Genomic DNA, 19,664 nt, shown 5'->3' on the forward strand with positions numbered 1-19,664 from the left:
GTGATCAACCTGGTGCGAGCGCAGGCCGGCGTCACCAACGTGGCGTTCCTGGCTGACCTGTATCACCTGGGCAAGATGGGTGAGGACCTGCCGGGCGTGCTGGCCCGCGAGGCGGCCGCCATCGCGCACATCCAGGTCGCCGACGTGCCGGACCGGGGCGCGCCCGGCACGGGCGAGCTGGACTTCCAGGCGCTGTTCGGTCAGCTCGCCGCGCAGGGGTACGCCGGCTGGATCGGCTGCGAGTACAAGCCGGCCGCCACGACGAGCGCCGGGCTCGGCTGGGCCGCAAGCTATCTCTAACCGCATCCAACCGGGCGCGCGAGCGCTTCATCGAGGAAAGACATGAGCAAGGTCGGCTTCATCGGCTTGGGCATCATGGGTGCGCCCATGGCCCTCAATCTCCTGAAAGGCGGGCATGCGTTGTTCGCGCACACGCGCCGCCAGGTACCGAGCGAACTGACGGCTGCCGGCGCGAGCCCATGCGAAAACGCGAAGGCCGTCGCGCAGGCGGCCGACATCGTCATCACGATGCTGCCCGATACGCCCGACGTCGAAAAGGTGCTATTCGGCGAGAACGGCGTGTGCACAGGCCTCTCACCCGGCAAGCTCGTGATCGACATGAGCTCGATTTCGCCGCTCGCGACGCGCGAGTTCGCCGAGCGCATCAACGCGCTCGGCTGCGACTACCTCGACGCGCCCGTGTCGGGCGGCGAGGTCGGCGCGAAGGCCGCCACGCTGACGATCATGGTGGGCGGCCCGCAGGAAGCCTTCGTGCGCGCCAAGCCGCTGTTCGAGCTCATGGGCCGCAACGTCACGCTCGTCGGCGGCAACGGCGACGGCCAGACCGCGAAGGTCGCGAACCAGATCATCGTCGCGCTGACGATCGAGGCCGTCGGCGAAGCGCTGCTATTCGCCGCCAAGGCGGGCGCCGACCCAGCCAAGGTGCGCGAGGCGTTGATGGGCGGCTTCGCTTCCTCGCGCGTGCTCGAAGTGCACGGCGAACGCATGATCAAGCGCACGTTCGATCCCGGTTTCCGCGTCGAATTGCACCAGAAGGACCTGAACCTCGCGCTCGACAGCGCGCGCAGCCTGAAGATGGCACTGCCCAACACCGCGAGCACGCAGCAGTTGTTCAGCGCGTGCGCAGCCCAGGGCGGGCATGGCTGGGACCATTCCGCGATCGTTCGCGCGCTCGAAACGATGGCGAACTTCTCGATGGCCTCCGCGGCAAAAGCCTAGGGCGCCACGCCGAAGATCGCCCCATCCGCCCGTCCGCCCATTCGTTCGTGAATCCCTCTTTGAAGCCCCCTTCGACAAGGACTTGTATCGTGAAGAAAGTTGCATTGACCGGCGCGGCGGGCCAGCTCGGCCGCGTATTGCGCAAAGCGCTGCTCGAGCGCGGCGTGAACCTCAGATCGGCGGCCGGGACGAAGCCGCTCGAGCCGCTCGTCGACGGCGAGGACATCATGCACGGCGACCTGCGCGAGGCGGCTGTCGTCGATCGCCTGCTCGCCGGTGTCGACGTGCTGATCCACATGGCCGGCACGAGCGTGGAACGGCCGCTGCCGGAAATCATCGAGAACAACCTGCGCGCGCTCGTCGAAGTGTATGAAGGCGCGCGCCGCCACGGCGTGAAGCGCATCGTTTTCGCAAGCTCGAACCATGCCATCGGTATGCACTCCGTGGAATCGAAGCTCGGCCTCGACTGCGATTTCCGGCCCGACGGGTTTTACGGCCTCAGCAAGATGTGGGGCGAGGGTGTGGCGCGCTTATACTGGGACAAGCACGGCATCGAGAGCGTTTGCATCCGCATCGGCAGCTGCGTCGAAAAGCCGACGGAGTTCCGCCACTTGAGCACGTGGCTCGGATTCGACGACCTGCTGCAGCTCATCGATCGCTCGATCAACGTGTCCGAGATCGGTTTTCAAGTCGTATGGGGCGTTTCGGCGAACACGCGCAGCTATTGGGACAACGCCGGCGCTGCACGCCTCGGCTATGCGCCGCGTCAGAACGCCGAGGACTACGCAGCCGAAATCGTTGGCAAGCCGAACCCGATCAGCGCCACGGGCCAGCTCTACCAAGGCGGCAGCTTCGCGAGCTTCGATTTCTCGCGCAAGGACCCGAGCCCACAGCCGCGCTGAGCCGGCTTCGTTCGACGTCACGGGGAACCGACGATGAAACTTCCTGAGAATCGCTTCAAGCGTGCGCTCGCGGCAGGCCGGCAACAGATCGGCTTGTGGTCGAGCCTCGCAAGCCATACGTCGGTCGAGCTGCTCGCGGGCGCGGGCTTCGATTGGCTCTTGCTCGATATGGAGCACGCGCCGAACGAGTTGCCGATGGTGCTCAGCCAGCTGCACGCGATGGCCGGCTCGTCAACGCACGCGATTGTGCGGCCGCCGTGGAACGAGATGGTGACGATCAAGCGACTGCTCGATATCGGCGTGCAAACGCTGTTGCTTCCCTACGTCGAAACCGAAGCGCAGGCGAGAGACGCCGTCGCTTTCACGCGCTATCCGCCCGAGGGCGTGCGCGGCTATGCATCGGGGGCACGCGCTACCGGGTACGGGCGCGTCGCCGATTACACGAAGCACTGCGCGAACGAGCTCTGCGTGCTCGTGCAGGTGGAGAGCCGGCTCGGGCTCGAGAACCTGGAGCGGATCGCTGCGGTGGACGGTATCGACGGCGTCTTCATCGGCCCCGGCGATCTCGCGGCCGCGCTCGGCCATACCGGCGAGATCGGCCATCCCGAGGTGCAAGCCGTCATCGAGGCGACGATCCGCCGCATCGTCGCAACAGGCAAGCCCGCCGGCATCTTGACGCCGAACGAGACGTTCGCGCGCCGCTACATCGAATTGGGCTGCCTGTTCACGGCCGTCGGGTCCGACATCGGCCTCCTCGGCCGCGGCGCCGAACAGCTCGCGGCACGCTTCAAAGGCGGCGGCTGATCACTCGACGTGAAACACCGCGACGGCGTCGAGCAGCAGCGTCGCTTGCTCTTCGAGCGATTTCGCCGCTGCCGCCGCTTGCTCGACGAGCGCGACGTTGTTCTGCGTGACGTCGTCGATCTGCCCAATCGCCCCGTTGACCTGCTCGATGCCGGCGCGCTGCTCGCTCGCCGCCGCTTCGATCTCGATCACGATCTGCGTCACGCGCTCGACCGCAAGCATCGCCTCGCTCATCGTTCCGCCTGCCACCGCGACGAGCGCCGCACCTTCCTCGATCTGCGCCGACGATTGACCGAGCAGTTCCTTGATCTCCTTCGCGGCCGTCGCCGCACGCTGCGCCAGCGAGCGCACTTCCGAGGCGACCACCGCAAAGCCCCGTCCCTGCTCGCCCGCGCGTGCGGCTTCGACGGCGGCGTTCAGCGACAAGATGTTCGTCTGGAACGCGATGCCCTCGATCATGCCGGTGATGTCGGTCACCTTCCGCGACGAGGTGGTGATGTCGTTCATCGTTTCGACCACGCGCGTGACGACGTCGCTGCCGCGCGTCACCGTTTCCAGCGCGCCGCGCGCCAACTCGTTCGCCTCCTTCGCGTGATCGGCGTTGTGCTTCACGGTCGATGAGAGCGTCCCCATCGTCGCGGCCGTTTGCTGAAGCGATGCCGCTTGCTGCGCGGTACGCTCCGACAAATCGCGGTTGCCCGCGGCGATCTCCTTGACGCCGTCGGCAATGATGCCGGCGCCGCCGCGCACCGCCGACACCGTCGCCGCGAGGCCATCGCGCATCTGCCGCAATGCGCCGAGCAGTTGCCCCATTTCGTTGCGAGCGCCTTGTTCGATGGAGCCGGTCAAATCGCCTGCCGCGATCCGCCCGAAGTGTCCGATGGCGCGATCGATCGGTCTGACGAGCGCACGCGTGAGCAACAGCCGCGTCGCAAACGCCAGCGCCATCGCCGCCGCGCCGATGCCCGCGAACAGCAGCACCGATGTTCTGAAGCGCTGTGTCAACGCCTCGGCGTTGCTGCGCTGCGCGTCCGAGTGCAGCGTTTCGAGCGCGCCGATGGCTTTCGCATACGTGCGGTAGCTGCGGTCGGCGATATCGCCTTGGATCGTGCGGAACGTCGAGAAATCACCGTCGACGAGCGCCTTGTATTCCGGCTCGATCGCGTCCTTGACGAGCGCGGCGCGCGCCTTGCCCACGCTCGCGGCGAGCCCGCGCTCGGCTTCGCTCGCGTAAGGCTGCGCCGCGTATGCCGTGAAGTCGCGATTCGATTCGTCGAGGAAACGCCGTGCTTCGTCGAGCAGGCCGTCCGTCGGCTTGCCGACATGGAACAAGATTTCGTAGTTCGACAACGTGAGCCGTGTCTGCAGCAGCTTTTCGGAGCTGGCATTCAGCGACTCGAGCGCGGCCCCGCTGCGCTGCGTTTGCGCGAAGCCGTCCATGGCGTGCGTCAGCGTGTCGTAGCCGATCCCGATCACCGTCATCAACAGAGCGGTAAAAACACAGACCGTCGCCGTGATCCCCGCACGGATCTTGATGTTGTCGAGCATGAGGCGTCTCCTGATTCGTCCTGGTGTGCCGTTATTCGCTGTCGTTCGTTCTTATGCGCTAGGGTCCGTCGTTCGCGGCGTGCCGCCGTCGCCCCGCATATAAAGACGTCCCGAAAAAAAGGCCCGCGCGAGCGGGCCCTATCGACGAGGCTGTGCGGGTCGCGACGAGCTTGCGATCAGAAGACCGGATGCGAGTTGATGAGACTCGGCAGCCACGTCGAGAAATACGGGAAGTACGTGACGATGTTGATCGCACTGAAGATGGCGAGGTAGTACGGCCAGGCGATCTTCGTCGTCTCGCCGATCGACACGTCGCCGATCGCGCAGCCGATGAACTGCACCGATCCGATCGGCGGATGCACGAGCCCGAGCGAGCAATTCAGCAGGATCATGATGCCGAACTGGACGGGGCCTACGCCGTAATGCATCGCCATCGGCAGGAACAGCGGCGTCGTGATCAGAATGTGCGCGGCCATGTCGACGAACGTGCCGAGGAACACCTGGATGATGTTGATGTAGAGCAGCATCAGCCAGGGCACCGTCGTCGCGTGTTCGAGCGCATGCTGAATCGCATCGGGAATCTCGAGGTAGGCCATCTGGAAGCGCAGCATATTCGATACGCCGATCAGCAGCAGCACGACGCCGGTCGTTCGCGTGGCGCGCGCGAGGCAGACGCACAGCGTCTTGAGCGTCAGCGTCCGATAGACGAACAGCGTCAGCACGAGCGAGTAGGCCACCGCGATCGCCGCGGCCTCCGTCGCCGTGGCAATGCCCTTGGCCACGCACGTGAGAATGATCAGAATCACGAAGAGCCCGGGAATCGCACCGACGAACGACTTCGCCACCGTGCCCCACCCGGGGAACATCGGTAGTTCGGCGTTGCCGTCCGCCCGCTGCGGGAAGCGATAGCGCACCGCTTGCCAGTATGCGGCGACCAGCACGAAGCCCATGACCCACAGCACGGGAAGCAGGCCCGAGAACAACAAATCGCCGATCGACACGCCATTCACCGCATGGCCCGCGACGATGCCCGTAATGCCCTGCGCGGCGAGCGCGTAGATGATCATGTTCGTCGAAGTCGGCATCAGCGCACCCGCGAGCGACGCGTGCGTCGTGACGTTGACCGCATAGGCGGCGCTATATCCTTCACGCTTCATCAGCGGGATGACGACGCCGCCCATCGCTGACGTATCGGCCGTCGGCGAGCCCGACACGCCACCGAACAACGTGCAGGCGACGACGTTCGCCATGCCGAGGCCGCCGCGGAAATGACCGACGGTGGCTTGCGCGAAGCGCAGGATGCGGTCGGCGATGCCGCCGTGCAGCATCAGCTCGCCGGACAAGATGAAAAACGGCACGGCGAGGAACGAAAATGCGTTGATGCCGGAGACCATCGACTGCATCGCCGTGGCGAGCGGCAGCCCTTCATAGAGATAAGTCAGCACGCAAGCGAGGCCTAGCCCGAACGAGACCGGGACCCCAAGTACGAGGAAAACCAGAAAACTGACGACAAGAATCAAAAGTTCCATTTGAATCACGTCCGCTTAGCCGCGAAGAGCGCCAGCAAGCGCTCGATCGAAAAAAGAATGGTGCAGGCGCTGGCGACGAATGGGATCGCGTAGCGAATGGCCTCGGGCAAGCCGAGAATCGGGATTTTGTCGTCGAACGTCGTCATCGCCATTTCCTTGGTACCGAAGCAAACCGCGATGGAAAACGCGACGAGGCACAGCTGTTGCAGCACTTCGAGCGCCAGCCGCCCGCGCGGCGGCAACGCCTTCGCGAGCGAGTCCAAGCCGATGTGGCCGCCGTCGCGCACCTTCAGCGCGGCGCCCATGAAGGCGACGACGAGCACCATCAGCAAGCCGATCGGCTCGACGTAATCGGGGGCGTTGTCGAAGAGATAACGCATCACGACGCTGTACATGACGAGGGCGCAGAGCACCGCCAGGCAAATCGAGGCGAGCACCGTAATCAGCAGCGCGATCGCGCCGCTCGGACGCTTGATGAATTTCATGGGACAGTTCTCACACAAGACCATGCGGCCGCTCGTGCAAGCCCCGCACTGCGGCGGGGCCTCGCGCGTGCCGGTAGGCGCCACGACGGCTCGGCTCGGTCCGCTCGCCGAAATGAAGCGCGCGGGCGCGCACCGAGCCGTCTCAGTGCTTACTTCGTGTTCACGATTTCCTCGACGATGCTCTTCATGGCAGGGGTCTTTTCATACTTCGCCCACACCGGCTGCATCGCCTTCACGAAGGCCGCGCGATCGACCTGCGCCGCGGGGATGATCTTCACGCCGGCCTTTTTCAGCGTCTGCGTGCCGTCCTCCACTTTCGCCGTCCAAAGCTTTTCGTAGTACGGCACCGAGTCGGCGGCCGCCTTGCGGATCGCTTGTTGCTCTTGCGGCGTCAGCGTGTCCCAGATTTTTTTCGAAAACACGAGGACTTCCGGCGTCATCGAATGCTGCGTTTCCGAGTACACGGGCGCAACCTCGTAGTGCTTCGTTTCGACATACGAGGGGATGTTGTTTTCGGCTGCGTCGACGAGGCCCGTCTTCAAGCCGGTGTAGACCTCCGAGAACGGCATCGGCGTGGGCGTGCCGCCCATCGCCTTGATTTCGTCGACCATCAAGTCAGAGGGCTGCACGCGCACTTTCACGCCCTTCATGTCGGCCGGCGAAAGGATCGCCTTCTTGCTGTACACCGAACGCGAGCCGCTCTCGTAGAACGTCAGCGCGATCATGCCTTTCGCGGCGAACGCATCGAGGATCTTCTGTCCGGCCGGGCCATACATGGCCTTGTGGAAATGATCGAAATCGCGGAACAGGAACGGCAGCGACGGAATCATCGATTCGGGCACGATGTCGTTGAATGCAGCCGCGTTCGCGCGCACCATGTCGATCGCGCCGATCCGCACCTGATCGATCGTGTCGTTCTCCGAGCCGAGCGCGCTGTTGGCGAAGACCTTCAGGCTGTCCTTGCCATTCGTCTCCTTCGAAATTTCCTGGCCCATGAACTTCAACGCCATCGTGGTCGGGAACGTGTCGCTGTGCACGTCGGCGGCGCGGAACGTACGCGCCTGCGCCGTCCCCGCCGCGAGCGCCAAGCAGGAGGCGGCCAACGTCATGGCGATGGTCGACAAGGCGAATTTCCGTTTCATTGTGTGATCTCCTCGAGAATATGGATCGTGTTACTGCGTGTACGCGCGTCGGATACGTTGAGGCCTAATCGCACCGCCACTGACATCTTTTGTTCGGACCGATAATGTTGTCTGACAATGTTGGTGATTGTATTAACATCTTGCCCGCTTGCGGCTTAGGAGATACCCGAGGGCACGGGATTTGCGCGTCGCGGCGTCAGGAGATTTGCGGTGGCGTATCCTCGATGCGGACCGGTCTGAATCCGCGCGGACGCCACCCGCCCATCCACTAGCGGGTCTAATCAGCCTGCGTTGTCATGAGACGCGGAACGGTGCGCATCCGCCTCCTTGCGAACGCCCTCGTCCCGGTCGTTTCCGTCTCGTCCTATTGCGCCTTTGTCGCCTCGCTACGCCGCCGGCCGCTTAGTGAATCTCCGGCTCGCCGCTGTTCCCGCACGCGCCGTCCACGCCGTCGCGCTGCAGGAAGTCGAAGTCGCAGCCCTTGTCGGCCTGCATGACGTGGATCTGATGCATGGCGCCGTAGCCGCGCGTGAAACGCGGGGCCGGCGCCACCCAGGCCACCTTGCGGCGGGCCAGTTCCTCATCGCTGATGAGCACGTTGAGCTTGCGCTGAGGCACGTCGAGCTCGATCAGATCGCCGTCCTCGACGAGCGCCAGCGGGCCGCCGATGAACGATTCCGGCGCGACGTGCAGCACGCATGCGCCATAGCTCGTTCCGCTCATGCGCGCGTCCGAAATCCGGACCATGTCGCGCACGCCCTTTTGCAACAGCTTCTTGGGAATCGGCAACTGCCCCCATTCGGGCATGCCGGGCGCACCGACCGGGCCGGCGTGCTGCAGCACGATCACGCAGTGCTCGTCGACGTCGAGGGCATCGTCGTCAATGCGCGCCGCCATGTCGTTGTAGTCCTTGAACACCACCGCGCGGCCCGTATGCACGTGCAGCTTCGGGTCGGCCGCACCGGGCTTGATCACCGCGCCGTCCGGCGCGAGGTTGCCGCGCAGCACCGCGAGCCCGTTGTCGGGCATGAGAGGCGCGGTGCGGCGGCGGATGACCTCATCGTTGAAGATCTCGGCATCGGCGATGTTCTCGCCGAGCGTCTTGCCGTTGACCGTGCGCTGCGTCCCGTCGATGAGTTCGCCGAGCTCCTTTAGCATCGCGCGCAAGCCGCCTGCGTAGTAGTAGTCCTCCATCAGGTACTGGCCCGTGGGGCGAATGTTCGCGAGCACGGGCGTGCGGCGCGAGAGGTCATCGTAGTGGTCGAGCGTCAACGGGATGCCGGCGCGGCGCGCGAGCGCGATCATGTGCACGATCGCATTGGTCGATCCCGACAGCGCGAGACAGGTCGTCACGGCGTTGTCGACCGAGCGCTGCGTGATGATGTCCGACGGCTTGAGGTCCTCCCACACCATGTCGACGATACGCATGCCTGTTTTCGCGGCCATTTGCGCATGGCGCGAATCCGCCGCGGGGATCGATGCGAAGCCCGGCAGCGTGAAACCCAACGCTTCCGCGGCGCTCGTCATCGTCGAAGCCGTGCCCATCGTCATGCAGTGCCCTGGGGAGCGCGCGATGCCGCCTTCCACGCCCTTCCAGTCGTCTTCCGTGATCTTGCCCGCGCGCAGATCGGCCCAATACTTCCACGTATCGGAGCCCGAACCGAGCGTGCGCCCGTTCCAATTGCCGTTGAGCATGGGGCCGGCCGGCAGAAAGATCGCGGGCAAGTCCATCGAGATCGCACCCATCAGCAACGCCGGCGTGGTCTTGTCGCAGCCGCCCATCAAGACGACGCCGTCGGCCGGATACGAGCGCAGCGTTTCCTCGACCTCCATTGCCAGGAAGTTCCGGTACAGCATCGTCGTCGGCTTTTGAAACGGCTCGGAGAGCGTTTGCACGGGGAGCTCGATCGGAAATCCGCCGGCTTGCCAGATGCCGCGCTTCACCTCTTCCACGCGCACCTTGAAGTGCGTGTGGCACGGGTTGATTTCGCTCCACGTATTCAGAATCGCGATCACGGGCTTGCCGGCGTATTCCTCGCGGCTGTAGCCCATCTGCGAGCTGCGCGAGCGATGGCCGAACGAGCGCAGGTCGTTCACGCCGTACCAGCGATGGCTGCGCAGTTCCTCAGGTTTCTTTCTGTTCGTGCTCACTTCGTACGACTCCGCAATACTCAATCGATGAAAGGGCCGGCCACGGAGCGGCGCGATCAGCGGCGCATCAGCTCGCCGTCGCGCAAGCGCCAAAGGCCCAGGGGATTATCGTCCCGCAGCGCTTGCGGCAATAGGGCCTCGGGCAAGTCTTGATAGCAGACCGGGCGCAGGAAGCGCTCGATGGCCATGGCGCCCACCGAGGTCGTACGCGCGTCGGACGTGGCTGGGAACGGGCCGCCGTGCACCATCGCGTGCGAGACCTCGACGCCGGTCGGGAAGCCGTTCGCGAGAATGCGTCCAGCTTTACGCTCGAGCGTCGGCAAGAGCCGCGCCGCGAGCACGTAATCGGGTTCGTCGAGCTGCAGCGTGGCGGTCAGCTGCCCTTCGAGATGCTCGGCGACGCGCAGCAATTCATCCACGTCGGCGCATGCGACGATCAGCGAAGCGGGCCCGAAGATCTCGTCTTGCAACTGTGCGTTCGCAAGAAATCGCGTCGCGCTCGTCGTGAACAACGCCCCGCGGCCGGCGCAGTGCGCCTCGCTTTGCGCGCCGTCGGCCGCACGGGACACACCCGGCGTCCGTGCACGCGCATCGACACCGCCGCGATAGGCCGCTGCGATCCCGGCCGTCAGCATCGTCTGCGCGCTTTTCGTTTCGAGCGCCCCCGCGGCCGCCTCGACGAACGCGTCGAGCGCCGGCCCCTCGAGCGCGATGACGAGCCCCGGGTTCGTGCAGAACTGGCCGACGCCGAGCGTCAGCGAGTCGACGAAACCGCGAGCCAGCGCCTGCCCGCGTGCAGCCAGCGCCGCAGGCAGCAAGAACATCGGGTTCACGCTGCTCATTTCCGCGTAGACGGGAATCGGCTCGTGCCGCGAGGCGGCGATCTTCATCAAGGCAATGCCACCGTGGCGCGAGCCCGTGAAGCCGACGGCCTTGATCGCCGGATGCGCGACGAGCGCTTCACCGATCGCGTTGCCGGCGCCGATCACGAGCGAGAACACGCCTTCGGGCAGACCGGCATCGGCAACCGCCTTTTGAATCGCGCGGCCGACGAGCTCGGACGTACCCAGATGCGCGGGGTGAGCCTTCACGACGACGGGACAACCCGCCGCCAGCGCGGATGCCGTGTCGCCACCGGCGACGGAAAACGCGAGCGGGAAATTGCTCGCGCCGAATACGGCCACCGGACCGAGCGGGATTCGGCGCGCGCGCAGATCCGAACGCGGGATCGGCTGGCGCTCGGGCTGCGCCGAGTCGAGCACCGCACCACACCAGCGGCCCTCGCGCACGAGTGAAGCGAATAGCCTGAGCTGTCCGATCGTGCGCGCCCGCTCGCCCTCGAGGCGTGCCTTCGGCAGCGCCGATTCGCTCTGCGCGCGATCGATCAAAAGATCGCCGAGCGCGGCGACGTTATCGGCGATCGCCTCGAGCAGCCGCGCGCGCGCATCGAGCGATGCCGACCGGAACGCATCGAACGCCTGCGCAGCCAGCACACACGCGCAATCGACTTCCACCACCCCGCCCATGCCGAACGACGGCTCGATCTCGAGGTTGCGCGCGGGATCGAACGCGCGCATCGCACCTTGCGCTCCCCGCACGGAGGACGCACCCAACAACATCTCGCCTGCAATCCGCATCATCCCTCCGTCGCCGATCGCGCGCCGTTACGCCGCAACGCCGTGCTCGGCACGCAGCGCGCGCTCGAACGCGAGCAATGCCTGCGCCGCCGCACGCACCGCCTCATGGTGCTCCTTGGGCGTCTCGCTCAGCAGCGGCTGGATCGTCCCCATATCGGCCACGCCGGAGAACGTCACGGCGTCATGCAGCACGCGGATCAACGAAATGTCTTCGCGCAGCGTCTCGAGCGGCATGAAGGCGTCGTACAGCCGCTGCGTGTCCGCCGCGCGCGACTCGCGAATCGCACGCATGAGCTCGGCGACGGCGTGCGACGCGATGCAACCGGAGCCGGTCGTCCAAGCGGCAAGGCCGAAATCGCGCAAATGAACCACGGCCGGACCCTCGCCCATGCCGGATACCACCTGGGCCGGATTCACGCTTTGCAGCAGACGGCGCAGGTACGGATCGTTCGACGGATCGTCGCGCTCGATCGCGTACTTCACGGCCGCGAGCGTGCCGCCGTCGACGAGCCGCGCCAGCGTGTCGACGTCGACGTACTGCTCGCTCTTCACGTAGAGCGTCAGCGGGATGCCCGCCGCATCGGCGATACGCTTCAGCCCCGTTTCGACGCCGGCCGGCGTGGCGAAGTTGGCGAACGGCAGCACCATGGCCGTGCGGTAAGACGTCTGCGAGAGGATCCGCGCTTGATCGAGCATCTTGCCGTAGTCGGGGCCGATCGACGGAATCACGCGCGTCGTCGGTGCCGCGCTTTCGGCGAGCATGTCGAGCAGATCGCGATATTCGCTGACCGCAACGTGATAGAAGTTCGCGTTGCCGCCATAGAGCAGCGTGGTCACGCCGCCGGCTTCGATGTGACGGATCAGCTTTTGGTTTTCGGCGACATCGATCGACAAATCGGCGCGGCGAGCAAGCGGCGGCACCGCCATCACGGACGAGGCGAATTCGCTCTCGACAAGTGGGGACACTTTCATGGGGCCTCGAAGCGAGTGTTTTGATTGACTAACAGGTCGGACGGTATCACCCGCAAATCCATCTTGTCAAACAACATTTGTAATCAAGTGACCACTTTGACAACCTGCAGCCGAACCGGAGGGCTCACCGGGGAGCCGCGTCGCCGAATCGATGGTGTCTTCGAGCGCACCGCGCGACGTACAATCGCGCCACTCCGACTCGATTGCGAAGCATGGACCTCGAAAGCATCCTCTTCAGACAAGGCTTCGGCTCGCGGCGTCAATGCCGCGCGCTGATCGCCGAAGGCCGTGTCCGCGTGGCCGGCGAGGTCTGCACCGACGCGGGCGAGGATCTCGCGCCGGGCGATCTGACGTTCGAGGTCGACGGCACGCCTTGGCGCTACCGCGAGCGTGCCTATCTGATGCTGAACAAGCCGGCCGGGTACGAGTGTTCGCGCGAACCGCAGCATCATCCGAGCGTATTCGCGTTGCTGCCGGCACAGTTGGCCACGCGCGGCGTGCAATGCGTCGGCCGTCTCGACGAAGACACCACCGGGCTGTTGCTGCTCTCCGACGACGGCCAGTTCGTGCACGCCTATACGTCGCCCAAGCGCAAAGTGCCGAAAACCTACGTCGCCACCACGCGCCATGCCCTCGACGACCGTCAGATCCAAGCGCTGACGGACGGCGTGCTGCTGCACGGCGAAAAAGCGCCGATTGCGGCAGCCGCCGTTCGGATCCGCGGCGAGAGGCAGCTCGAGATCACGGTCAACGAGGGCAAGTATCACCAGGTCAAGCGCATGATCGCGGCAGCGGGCAACCGCTGCGAAGCGTTGCATCGCGATCGAATCGGCGGTCTCGCGCTGCCGGAAGCGCTGGCGCCCGGCGCGTGGCAATGGCTCGAAGAGGAAGCGTTGCTGGCATTGCGCGCATGACGCGCGCCCCGTCGATGGTGGGGCAGCACACATCCGAAGCGAAGGAATCCTCGAAATCAGGTCCGCTCCCTATGGGCGCGGACGGTGCCATGCCTATACTTTCTCCATCAAAACGAGATTTCCGCTCAGCGAGTGAGCGCGAGTCCAAAGAGACGTAGGAGGGAGGTGTGTCGTGGCCATCAACCACACGTTCGAGATTTCGTACGTGATGCTCGCGTTCGCGGCGCTCGGAGCGATCGTCATCGGCGCGTTGCTCACGGTAATGCATGTCAAGCGCCGATACGATCCGAACCTGATCGGCGCCGTGCTCGGCGCCCTTCTCTGCTTCCTATTGCTGGAAGCGCTGCCGGCCCTGCTCTAGTGCCCTGCCCGACGAGCGACGCCGCCTTGCGGTCGACTGGGCGCTTTCATATCGAAGGACCTTGCGGGACCGGGCATCAGGGCGTGCCTGTCGAACTGAGGCCGCCGCGCAGGAAAGCCTCGACGGTCGGATAGCGAAGCACGACGCGCAGCTCTCGTTTGAGCCGTGCATTCGACAAACGCCGCGATTCGCGCATGAACGAGAGCGTCGACGGATCGAGGCTCGCTTCGGCCGCCGCGCGCGTGAGGCGTGGCACGCGCGGCAATCCGAACGCATCGGCGACGCGATCGAAATAGTCCCCCATCTTCAGCACCGTGTCGTCCGACGCGTGGACGACGCGCCCGATGCGTCCGCGCACGGCTGCCCGCAGCATGATCGCGGCGAGGTCGTCGGCATGGATGTGGTTCGTATAGACGTCGTCCTGATCCACGAGCGCGGGCTTGCCCTGGCGGATGCGCGCGAGCGGTAGGCGCTCGCGCGCGTAGATGCCCGGAATGCGCACGATGCTCGCCGCCGTCGCCGCACGCGCATTGGCCTGCCTCAGCCTACGTTCCGCGGCCACGCGCCGTTTCGCCCGCGCATTGGCGGGGCTCACCGGCCGCGTTTCGTCGATGAAAGCGCCGCCGCAATCGCCGTAGACGCCGGTGGTGCTGGCATAGACGACGCGCACTGCGACGCTCGGCAGCCGCCCGGCCCGTGAAAAGCCCTCGGGTACAATACGGCCGTCAGCCTGACCGCTGACGCCTCGCGCGTGGAGATGGCGCGAGCGCAGCGGCGCGAGCCCTGCGGGACGCGCCGCGCGATGACCGCGCCGCGCGCCGAGCGCGGCGATCAGCGCCCGTGTGCGCGGATCGTCGTTTCCGTCCGGCGGCGGCGGCGCCAGATGCAACACCGTCCGCGCGAGCCCGGCCAAGCGCCGCAGCGTGCGCGGCGCGTCGAGATCGCCGACGATCGGCATCAGTCCCGCGGCGCGCAACTGAGCGGCACGTTCGGTGCGTGTCGTCAATGCGATGACGCGCGGGCGAGCGGCACGCGCGAGCAGGCGCTGCGCGCAGCGCAGTCCGACGTCGCCGCATCCGACGATGAGCACGCGCGGCCGGCGCAAGATTCGTGTGGCGTTCATGTGGGCGCATTGTAGCGGGCCGCCACCGCACGCGCTCCGACTTGGGATTTTTTGATTTTTCGTTCGATCGAGCTATGGCATATAACGTATCCCTCCGGCAAAGCGGCCGGCAGTTTCAAGTAGAACCCGACGAGCCGGTGCTCGTCGCAGCGCTGCGCCAGGGCATCGGCCTGCCGTACGGCTGCAAGAACGGCGCGTGCGGGTCGTGCAAGGGCTCCGTGGTGTCGGGCGAAGTCGAACAGGGCGCCCATTCTTCGTCGGCACTCTCGAACGACGAAAAGACGCGCGGCATGGCCCTGCTCTGCTGCGCGACGGCGCAATCGGATCTCGTCATCGACGTGCGCGAAATCGCGGGCGTGGGCGACGTTCAGGTGAAGAAGCTGCCTTGCCGCGTGAACGCGCTCGAGCGCAAGGCCGACGACGTGATGGTCCTGAAGCTGCAATTGCCCGCGAACGAGCGGCTGCAATACCTGGCCGGCCAGTACGTCGAATTCATCCTCAAGGACGGCAAGCGCCGCAGCTATTCGATGGCGAGCGCGCCGCACGAGGAAGGTCCGATCGAACTGCATATCCGGCACATGCCGGGCGGGGTCTTCACCGATCACGTCTTCAACACGATGAAGGAGCGCGAGATTTTGCGTTTCGAAGGCCCGCTCGGCACCTTCTTCCTGCGCGAGGATTCCGACAAGCCGATCGTCCTGCTGGCGTCGGGCACGGGCTTCGCCCCGATCAAGGCGATTGCCGAGCACGCGTTCTTCAAGAACCTCGAACGGCCGATCACGCTCTACTGGGGCGCACGCCGCAAGAAAGATCTCTACATGCTCGATCTGGCGGAAAGCTGGGCCAAGGATCACCCGAACTTCAAGTTCGTGCCCGTGCTGTCCGAGCCGGAGCCGAGCGACGGCTGGACGGGCCGGACCGGGTTCGTACATCGTGCCGTGATCGAGGATTTGCCCGACCTGTCGGGCCATCAGGTCTATGCGTGCGGCGCGCCGGTCATGGTCGAATCGGCCATGCGCGACTTCACCGCGCATCACGGATTGCCGGCCGACGAGTTCTACGCCGATTCGTTCACGAGCGAGGCCGACCTCGTCAACGCCGTTTGACGGACACTCACGGCGACGAAAATGCGACACCGGATGCATCGAATGCGCGGCCGGCATTGCATCGATCCGCACCGTGTCGTATTCTTGCCCCCATGAACCGCATCCTGTCCGCCCTCCGACGTCGCCGCTCGCTCCCCTCACGGGAAGCCGTCGGCTCGTAGCGGACGCGCGCCTCGCCAAGCACCAGCTAGCCTAGCGACAGCGCGTAATCGGTCAAACCGCGAAAGCCACGGACTACCGTGGCTTTTTTCATTTCCCGTTCATTTTTCCTTCATCCATTTATCGCGGAGCCGTGCCATGCAATCGACGCAGAACCCGACGCAGTCGCTGATGTACATCACCAACCGGCCGGACATCGTGTTCACGCGCGGCTCGGGCTCCTGGCTTTTCGACAGTGAAGGAAAGCGCTACCTCGATTTCATTCAAGGCTGGGCCGTCAACTGCCTCGGCCATTGCCACCCGGCGATGATCGAAGCGCTCGAGACGCAGGCACGCAAGCTCTTCAACCCCTCGCCGGCGTTCTACAACGAGCAGATGGGAAGTCTTGCCGCGCTCTTGACCGAGTACAGCGTGTTCGACAAGGTTTTCTTCGCCAACAGCGGCGCCGAGGCCAACGAAGGGGCGATCAAGCTCGCGCGCAAGTGGGGCAGGAAGCATAAGAACGGCGCCTACGAAATCATCACGTTCGATCATGGCTTTCACGGCCGCACGATCGCGACGATGTCGGCCAGCGGCAAGCCTGGCTGGGACACGCTTTACGCGCCGCAGGTGCCGGGCTTTCCGAAGGCCGAGCTGAACGACATCGCATCGGTGGAGAAGCTGATCGGCGAAAAGACGGTGGCGGTGATGCTCGAGCCGATTCAAGGCGAGGGCGGCGTGGTTCCTGCCACGCGCGCGTTCATGCGCGAGTTGCGCGAGTTGACGAAGCGGCATGGCCTGCTGCTCATCGTCGATGAAGTGCAGAGCGGCTGCGGCCGTGCCGGCACGCTGTTCGCCTATGAACTGGCCGGCATCGAGCCCGACATCATGACGCTCGGCAAGGGCATCGGCGGCGGCGTGCCGCTCGCGGCCCTGCTCTCGAAGGCGGAGGTGGCGGTGTTCGAAGCCGGCGATCAAGGCGGCACGTACAACGGCAATCCGCTGATGACGGCCGTGGGATCGGCCGTGATCAAGACGCTCGTCGCGCCGGGCTTTCTCGAAGGCGTTCGGGCGCGCGGCGAGTACTTGCGCGCGAAGCTGCTCGAGTTGTCGGCCGAACGGGGCTTCGAGGGCGAACGCGGGGAAGGTTTGCTGCGCGCGCTGCTGCTCGGCAAGGACATCGGGCCGCAGATCGTGGAGAAGGCGCGCGACATGCAACCCGTGGGGCTGCTGCTGAACGCTGCGCGGCCGAACCTGCTGCGCTTCATGCCGGCGCTGAACGTGACGAACGACGAGATCGATCAGATGATGGCGATGCTGCGCACGGTGCTCGATTCGCTTTGATGGGTTGCTGAGCGCCGCTCGGCTGCTCCTACGCGTCTGGGAGCTAAAAAAAGCGCCGTGCAAGCACGGCGCGTAAAAGACCTCCGGGTTTCCTGCTACCCGGAGGCCCGGGGTAAGACGGACGCCCGCTGCCGGAGGCAGGCAGCGGGAACTTCGATTAACGCCAGTTCGCGGCCAAGACCGGCTGGAGTGCCTTCTGCTCGTCCGCCGACATGGCCGTTTGTCCCGCAGCCGGCGGTGCAAAAGAGGCCATCGCCTGCACGAGCTTCTCGACATTGAAGTCCGAGAGCGCCTTGCCATCACCGGAGGAGATTTGCCCGACATGCTCGGGCGAACTCGCATACCAGTTCTTCAGCGTGATCTGCTCCGAAGAACCGATGACGTCGATCCGCAAGTCCTGCCCGACATGCTCGAACCAGAGGTGATCGGAGGCAACGTCGGAACCGAACGCCAGCTTCGAGCCGAACCCAGAGGTGAATTCCAGGTTGTAGGTCCCATGGCCGACGTTCACTGTGGCGAACGTGTTCTTCAGCGTGGCCGTGTCCGTGCCGTCACCGAGGTTAAGCGTGGCGAAGGTTCCGGTCGCCGTGATCGCGTTGGTGCCAGTACCGACCGTGACGGTGTCGAAGGTGCCCGACGCTACAACCGTGTTGTTGCCGTTGCCGGCCTTGACGGTATCGAACGTACCGGAGGCTGCAACCGTGTTGTTGCCGTTGCCGAGCTTGACGGTATCGAACGTACCGGAGGCTACTACCGTGTTATTGCCGTTGCCGGCAGTCAGCGTATCGGACGAACCGAGCGTGATTGAATTGTCACCGTCGCCAACCGTGACGGTATCGGAGCCGCCGGAGGCTACCACCGTGTTTTTGCCGGTGCCCGCAGTCAACGTATCCGACGACCCCGCAAGCGTGATCGAATTGTCGCCGTCGCCAACCGTGACGGTATCGGACCCACCGGAGACTAGCACCGTGTTTTTGCCGGTGCCCGCGGTCAACGTCTCGGACGACCCCGCAAGCGTGATCGAATTGTCGCCATTGCCCACGCTTAGCGCATTGAACGAGGCCGTGAGGATGGCCTCGTTGCCGCCGTTGCCCAACGTTGCCGATGAGAAGGCGCCTGTGACGAGCACGACGTGGTCTTCGTCGTTGGCCGTGACCTTATCGAACGAGCCGCTTTCGGAAATCGCCGTTTGACCCGCTGCGATCGTAACCGTCTGAAAAGTAGTGGACACGTCCAGTACGTTGGGCTGCAACTGCAGGTTCAACGTCGTGCTCGCGGACAGGCCACCCATGTCGGTAGCGGTAACCTTGATGTCCATCGACGTTGCGCTCTGCCCCGGCGGCGTTCCGCTGAACGTCTGCTTGATCGGATCGAAGCTCAACCAACTCGGCAGCGGGCTGCCGTCCGGCATCGTCGCCGAATAAGCCAACGTGTCACCTGGCACCGACGCGTAGAAGAGCGTCGACGGCAGCGCGTAAGTCCACGCTTTGCCCAGGGATGCCATCTGGTAGGCAGTCTGCCCGGGCATAGGCGCGCGATACGTCGGATTCACCTGCAGGCCGAGCGTCGTGCTTGCCGAGAGCCCGCTCTGATCCGTCGCTGTGATCTTGACCGTCATCGGTCCCGTCGTTTGATCGGTCGGCACCCCGCTCAACGTCTGCTTCACAGGATCGAAGGACAACCAGCTCGGAAGAGGAGTACCGTCGCCCAACGTGGCCGTGTAGGTCAGCGTATCGCCGGCCACCGGTTCGCTGAACAGCGTCGCCGGCAGCGCATAGGTCCAAGTGGTGCCGGCAGGCAACGTCTGCGACGACAGCGCCTGCGTCACGGTTGGCGCCTGGTATGCGCCATTCGGCGTCACGCTCAGCGTCGTGCTCGCCGAAAGGCCGCCCATATCCGTTGCCGTGATGTTGATCACCAACGTCCCGCTGGCCTCTGCCGGCGGTGTACCCGTGAAGGCCTGCTTCTGCGCGTCGAACGACAGCCACGACGGCAACGCGGAGCCATCAGCGAGCGTGGCCGCATATGTGAGCGTATCGCCCGCGATCGATTCCGAGAACAACGTCGAAGGCAACGCGTAGGTCCAGCTCGTGCCGTTCTTGGCAGTCTGGTTGCTCAGGGTTTGCGTGACGGTAGGCGCGCTGTATGTCGGGTTGACCTGAAGGTTCAGGGTCGAGCTCGCCGACAAGCCCCCCCTATCGGTCGCCGTGACCGTGACGGCAAGCGCGCCCGTCGTCAGATCGGTCGGCGTGCCGCTGAAGGTCTGCTT

At 65.0% G+C, this 19,664-nt stretch carries 17 protein-coding genes; 8 read left to right on the top strand and 9 right to left on the bottom strand.

Going from position 1 to position 19,664, the window contains the following annotated elements:
* The 4 genes from ACTHNZ_RS14305 to ACTHNZ_RS14320 all read left to right on the top strand — a co-directional run.
* On the top strand, positions 1-300 hold a 300-nt coding region (locus ACTHNZ_RS14305), incomplete at its 5' end, for a TIM barrel protein (protein WP_440543157.1).
* Between the two features lie 42 nt (positions 301-342).
* On the top strand, positions 343-1,239 hold the full coding sequence (locus ACTHNZ_RS14310; protein ID WP_440543158.1) for a 2-hydroxy-3-oxopropionate reductase: 897 nt from the start codon (positions 343-345) through the stop codon (positions 1,237-1,239).
* 89 nt (positions 1,240-1,328) lie between these two features.
* Positions 1,329-2,141 carry an NAD-dependent epimerase/dehydratase family protein gene (locus ACTHNZ_RS14315; RefSeq protein ID WP_440543159.1) on the top strand — a complete coding sequence of 271 codons (813 nt, stop codon included), beginning with the start codon at positions 1,329-1,331 and terminating at the stop codon, positions 2,139-2,141.
* A gap of 33 nt (positions 2,142-2,174) precedes the next feature.
* Complete coding sequence (locus tag ACTHNZ_RS14320) at positions 2,175-2,945, top strand: HpcH/HpaI aldolase family protein (RefSeq protein ID WP_440543160.1); 771 nt, start codon at positions 2,175-2,177, stop codon at positions 2,943-2,945.
* Here the strand turns inward: ACTHNZ_RS14320 and ACTHNZ_RS14325 are convergent, their stop codons facing one another.
* From ACTHNZ_RS14325 to ACTHNZ_RS14355, 7 genes are all read right to left on the bottom strand, one after another.
* Complete coding sequence (locus ACTHNZ_RS14325; RefSeq protein ID WP_440543161.1) at positions 2,946-4,493, bottom strand: methyl-accepting chemotaxis protein; 1,548 nt, start codon at positions 4,491-4,493, stop codon at positions 2,946-2,948. It lies immediately after the preceding gene.
* A gap of 176 nt (positions 4,494-4,669) precedes the next feature.
* Complete coding sequence (locus tag ACTHNZ_RS14330) at positions 4,670-6,022, bottom strand: TRAP transporter large permease (RefSeq protein ID WP_440543162.1); 1,353 nt, start codon at positions 6,020-6,022, stop codon at positions 4,670-4,672.
* A gap of 5 nt (positions 6,023-6,027) precedes the next feature.
* Complete coding sequence (locus ACTHNZ_RS14335) at positions 6,028-6,507, bottom strand: TRAP transporter small permease (protein WP_440543163.1); 480 nt, start codon at positions 6,505-6,507, stop codon at positions 6,028-6,030.
* A gap of 149 nt (positions 6,508-6,656) precedes the next feature.
* The gene (locus ACTHNZ_RS14340) at positions 6,657-7,649 is read right to left on the bottom strand and encodes a TRAP transporter substrate-binding protein (protein WP_440543164.1); all 993 of its coding nucleotides are present in this window, start codon (positions 7,647-7,649) and stop codon (positions 6,657-6,659) included.
* 402 nt (positions 7,650-8,051) lie between these two features.
* Positions 8,052-9,800 (bottom strand): L-arabinonate dehydratase, encoded by a 1,749-nt coding sequence (gene araD, locus ACTHNZ_RS14345; RefSeq protein WP_440543165.1) that lies wholly within the window; start codon positions 9,798-9,800, stop codon positions 8,052-8,054.
* 56 nt (positions 9,801-9,856) lie between these two features.
* On the bottom strand, positions 9,857-11,437 hold the full coding sequence (locus ACTHNZ_RS14350; RefSeq protein WP_440543166.1) for an aldehyde dehydrogenase (NADP(+)): 1,581 nt from the start codon (positions 11,435-11,437) through the stop codon (positions 9,857-9,859).
* Between the two features lie 27 nt (positions 11,438-11,464).
* Positions 11,465-12,409 (bottom strand): dihydrodipicolinate synthase family protein, encoded by a 945-nt coding sequence (locus tag ACTHNZ_RS14355; protein WP_440543167.1) that lies wholly within the window; start codon positions 12,407-12,409, stop codon positions 11,465-11,467.
* A gap of 212 nt (positions 12,410-12,621) precedes the next feature.
* Here ACTHNZ_RS14355 and ACTHNZ_RS14360 point away from each other — a divergent pair, with 212 nt between their 5' ends.
* Together ACTHNZ_RS14360 and ACTHNZ_RS14365 are read left to right on the top strand one after the other, a co-directional pair.
* Entirely contained in the window at positions 12,622-13,323 is a 702-nt protein-coding gene (locus ACTHNZ_RS14360) for a pseudouridine synthase (RefSeq protein ID WP_440543168.1), read from the top strand.
* Between the two features lie 172 nt (positions 13,324-13,495).
* Positions 13,496-13,684, top strand: a complete 189-nt coding sequence (locus tag ACTHNZ_RS14365) for a hypothetical protein (RefSeq protein WP_440543173.1) — start codon at positions 13,496-13,498, stop codon at positions 13,682-13,684.
* A 76-nt stretch (positions 13,685-13,760) separates the two neighbouring features.
* Here ACTHNZ_RS14365 and ACTHNZ_RS14370 read toward each other — a convergent pair whose 3' ends face one another.
* Positions 13,761-14,807, bottom strand: a complete 1,047-nt coding sequence (locus tag ACTHNZ_RS14370; RefSeq protein ID WP_440543169.1) for an NAD-dependent epimerase/dehydratase family protein — start codon at positions 14,805-14,807, stop codon at positions 13,761-13,763.
* Positions 14,808-14,881: 74 nt separating this feature from the next.
* Here ACTHNZ_RS14370 and ACTHNZ_RS14375 point away from each other — a divergent pair, with 74 nt between their 5' ends.
* Together ACTHNZ_RS14375 and ACTHNZ_RS14380 are read left to right on the top strand one after the other, a co-directional pair.
* Positions 14,882-15,913: a CDP-6-deoxy-delta-3,4-glucoseen reductase gene (locus ACTHNZ_RS14375; RefSeq protein ID WP_440543170.1), complete on the top strand. Its 1,032-nt coding sequence runs from the start codon at positions 14,882-14,884 to the stop codon at positions 15,911-15,913.
* Positions 15,914-16,210: 297 nt separating this feature from the next.
* Positions 16,211-17,395, top strand: a complete 1,185-nt coding sequence (locus tag ACTHNZ_RS14380; protein ID WP_440543171.1) for an acetylornithine transaminase — start codon at positions 16,211-16,213, stop codon at positions 17,393-17,395.
* 157 nt (positions 17,396-17,552) lie between these two features.
* On the opposite strand, the gene ACTHNZ_RS14385 is transcribed toward ACTHNZ_RS14380, so the two are convergent.
* A partial coding sequence (locus ACTHNZ_RS14385) for a putative Ig domain-containing protein (protein ID WP_440543172.1) occupies positions 17,553-19,664 on the bottom strand: 2,112 nt, incomplete at its 5' end.

This window comes from Trinickia sp. (genome assembly GCF_051953955.1).
Taxonomy (GTDB): domain Bacteria; phylum Pseudomonadota; class Gammaproteobacteria; order Burkholderiales; family Burkholderiaceae; genus Trinickia.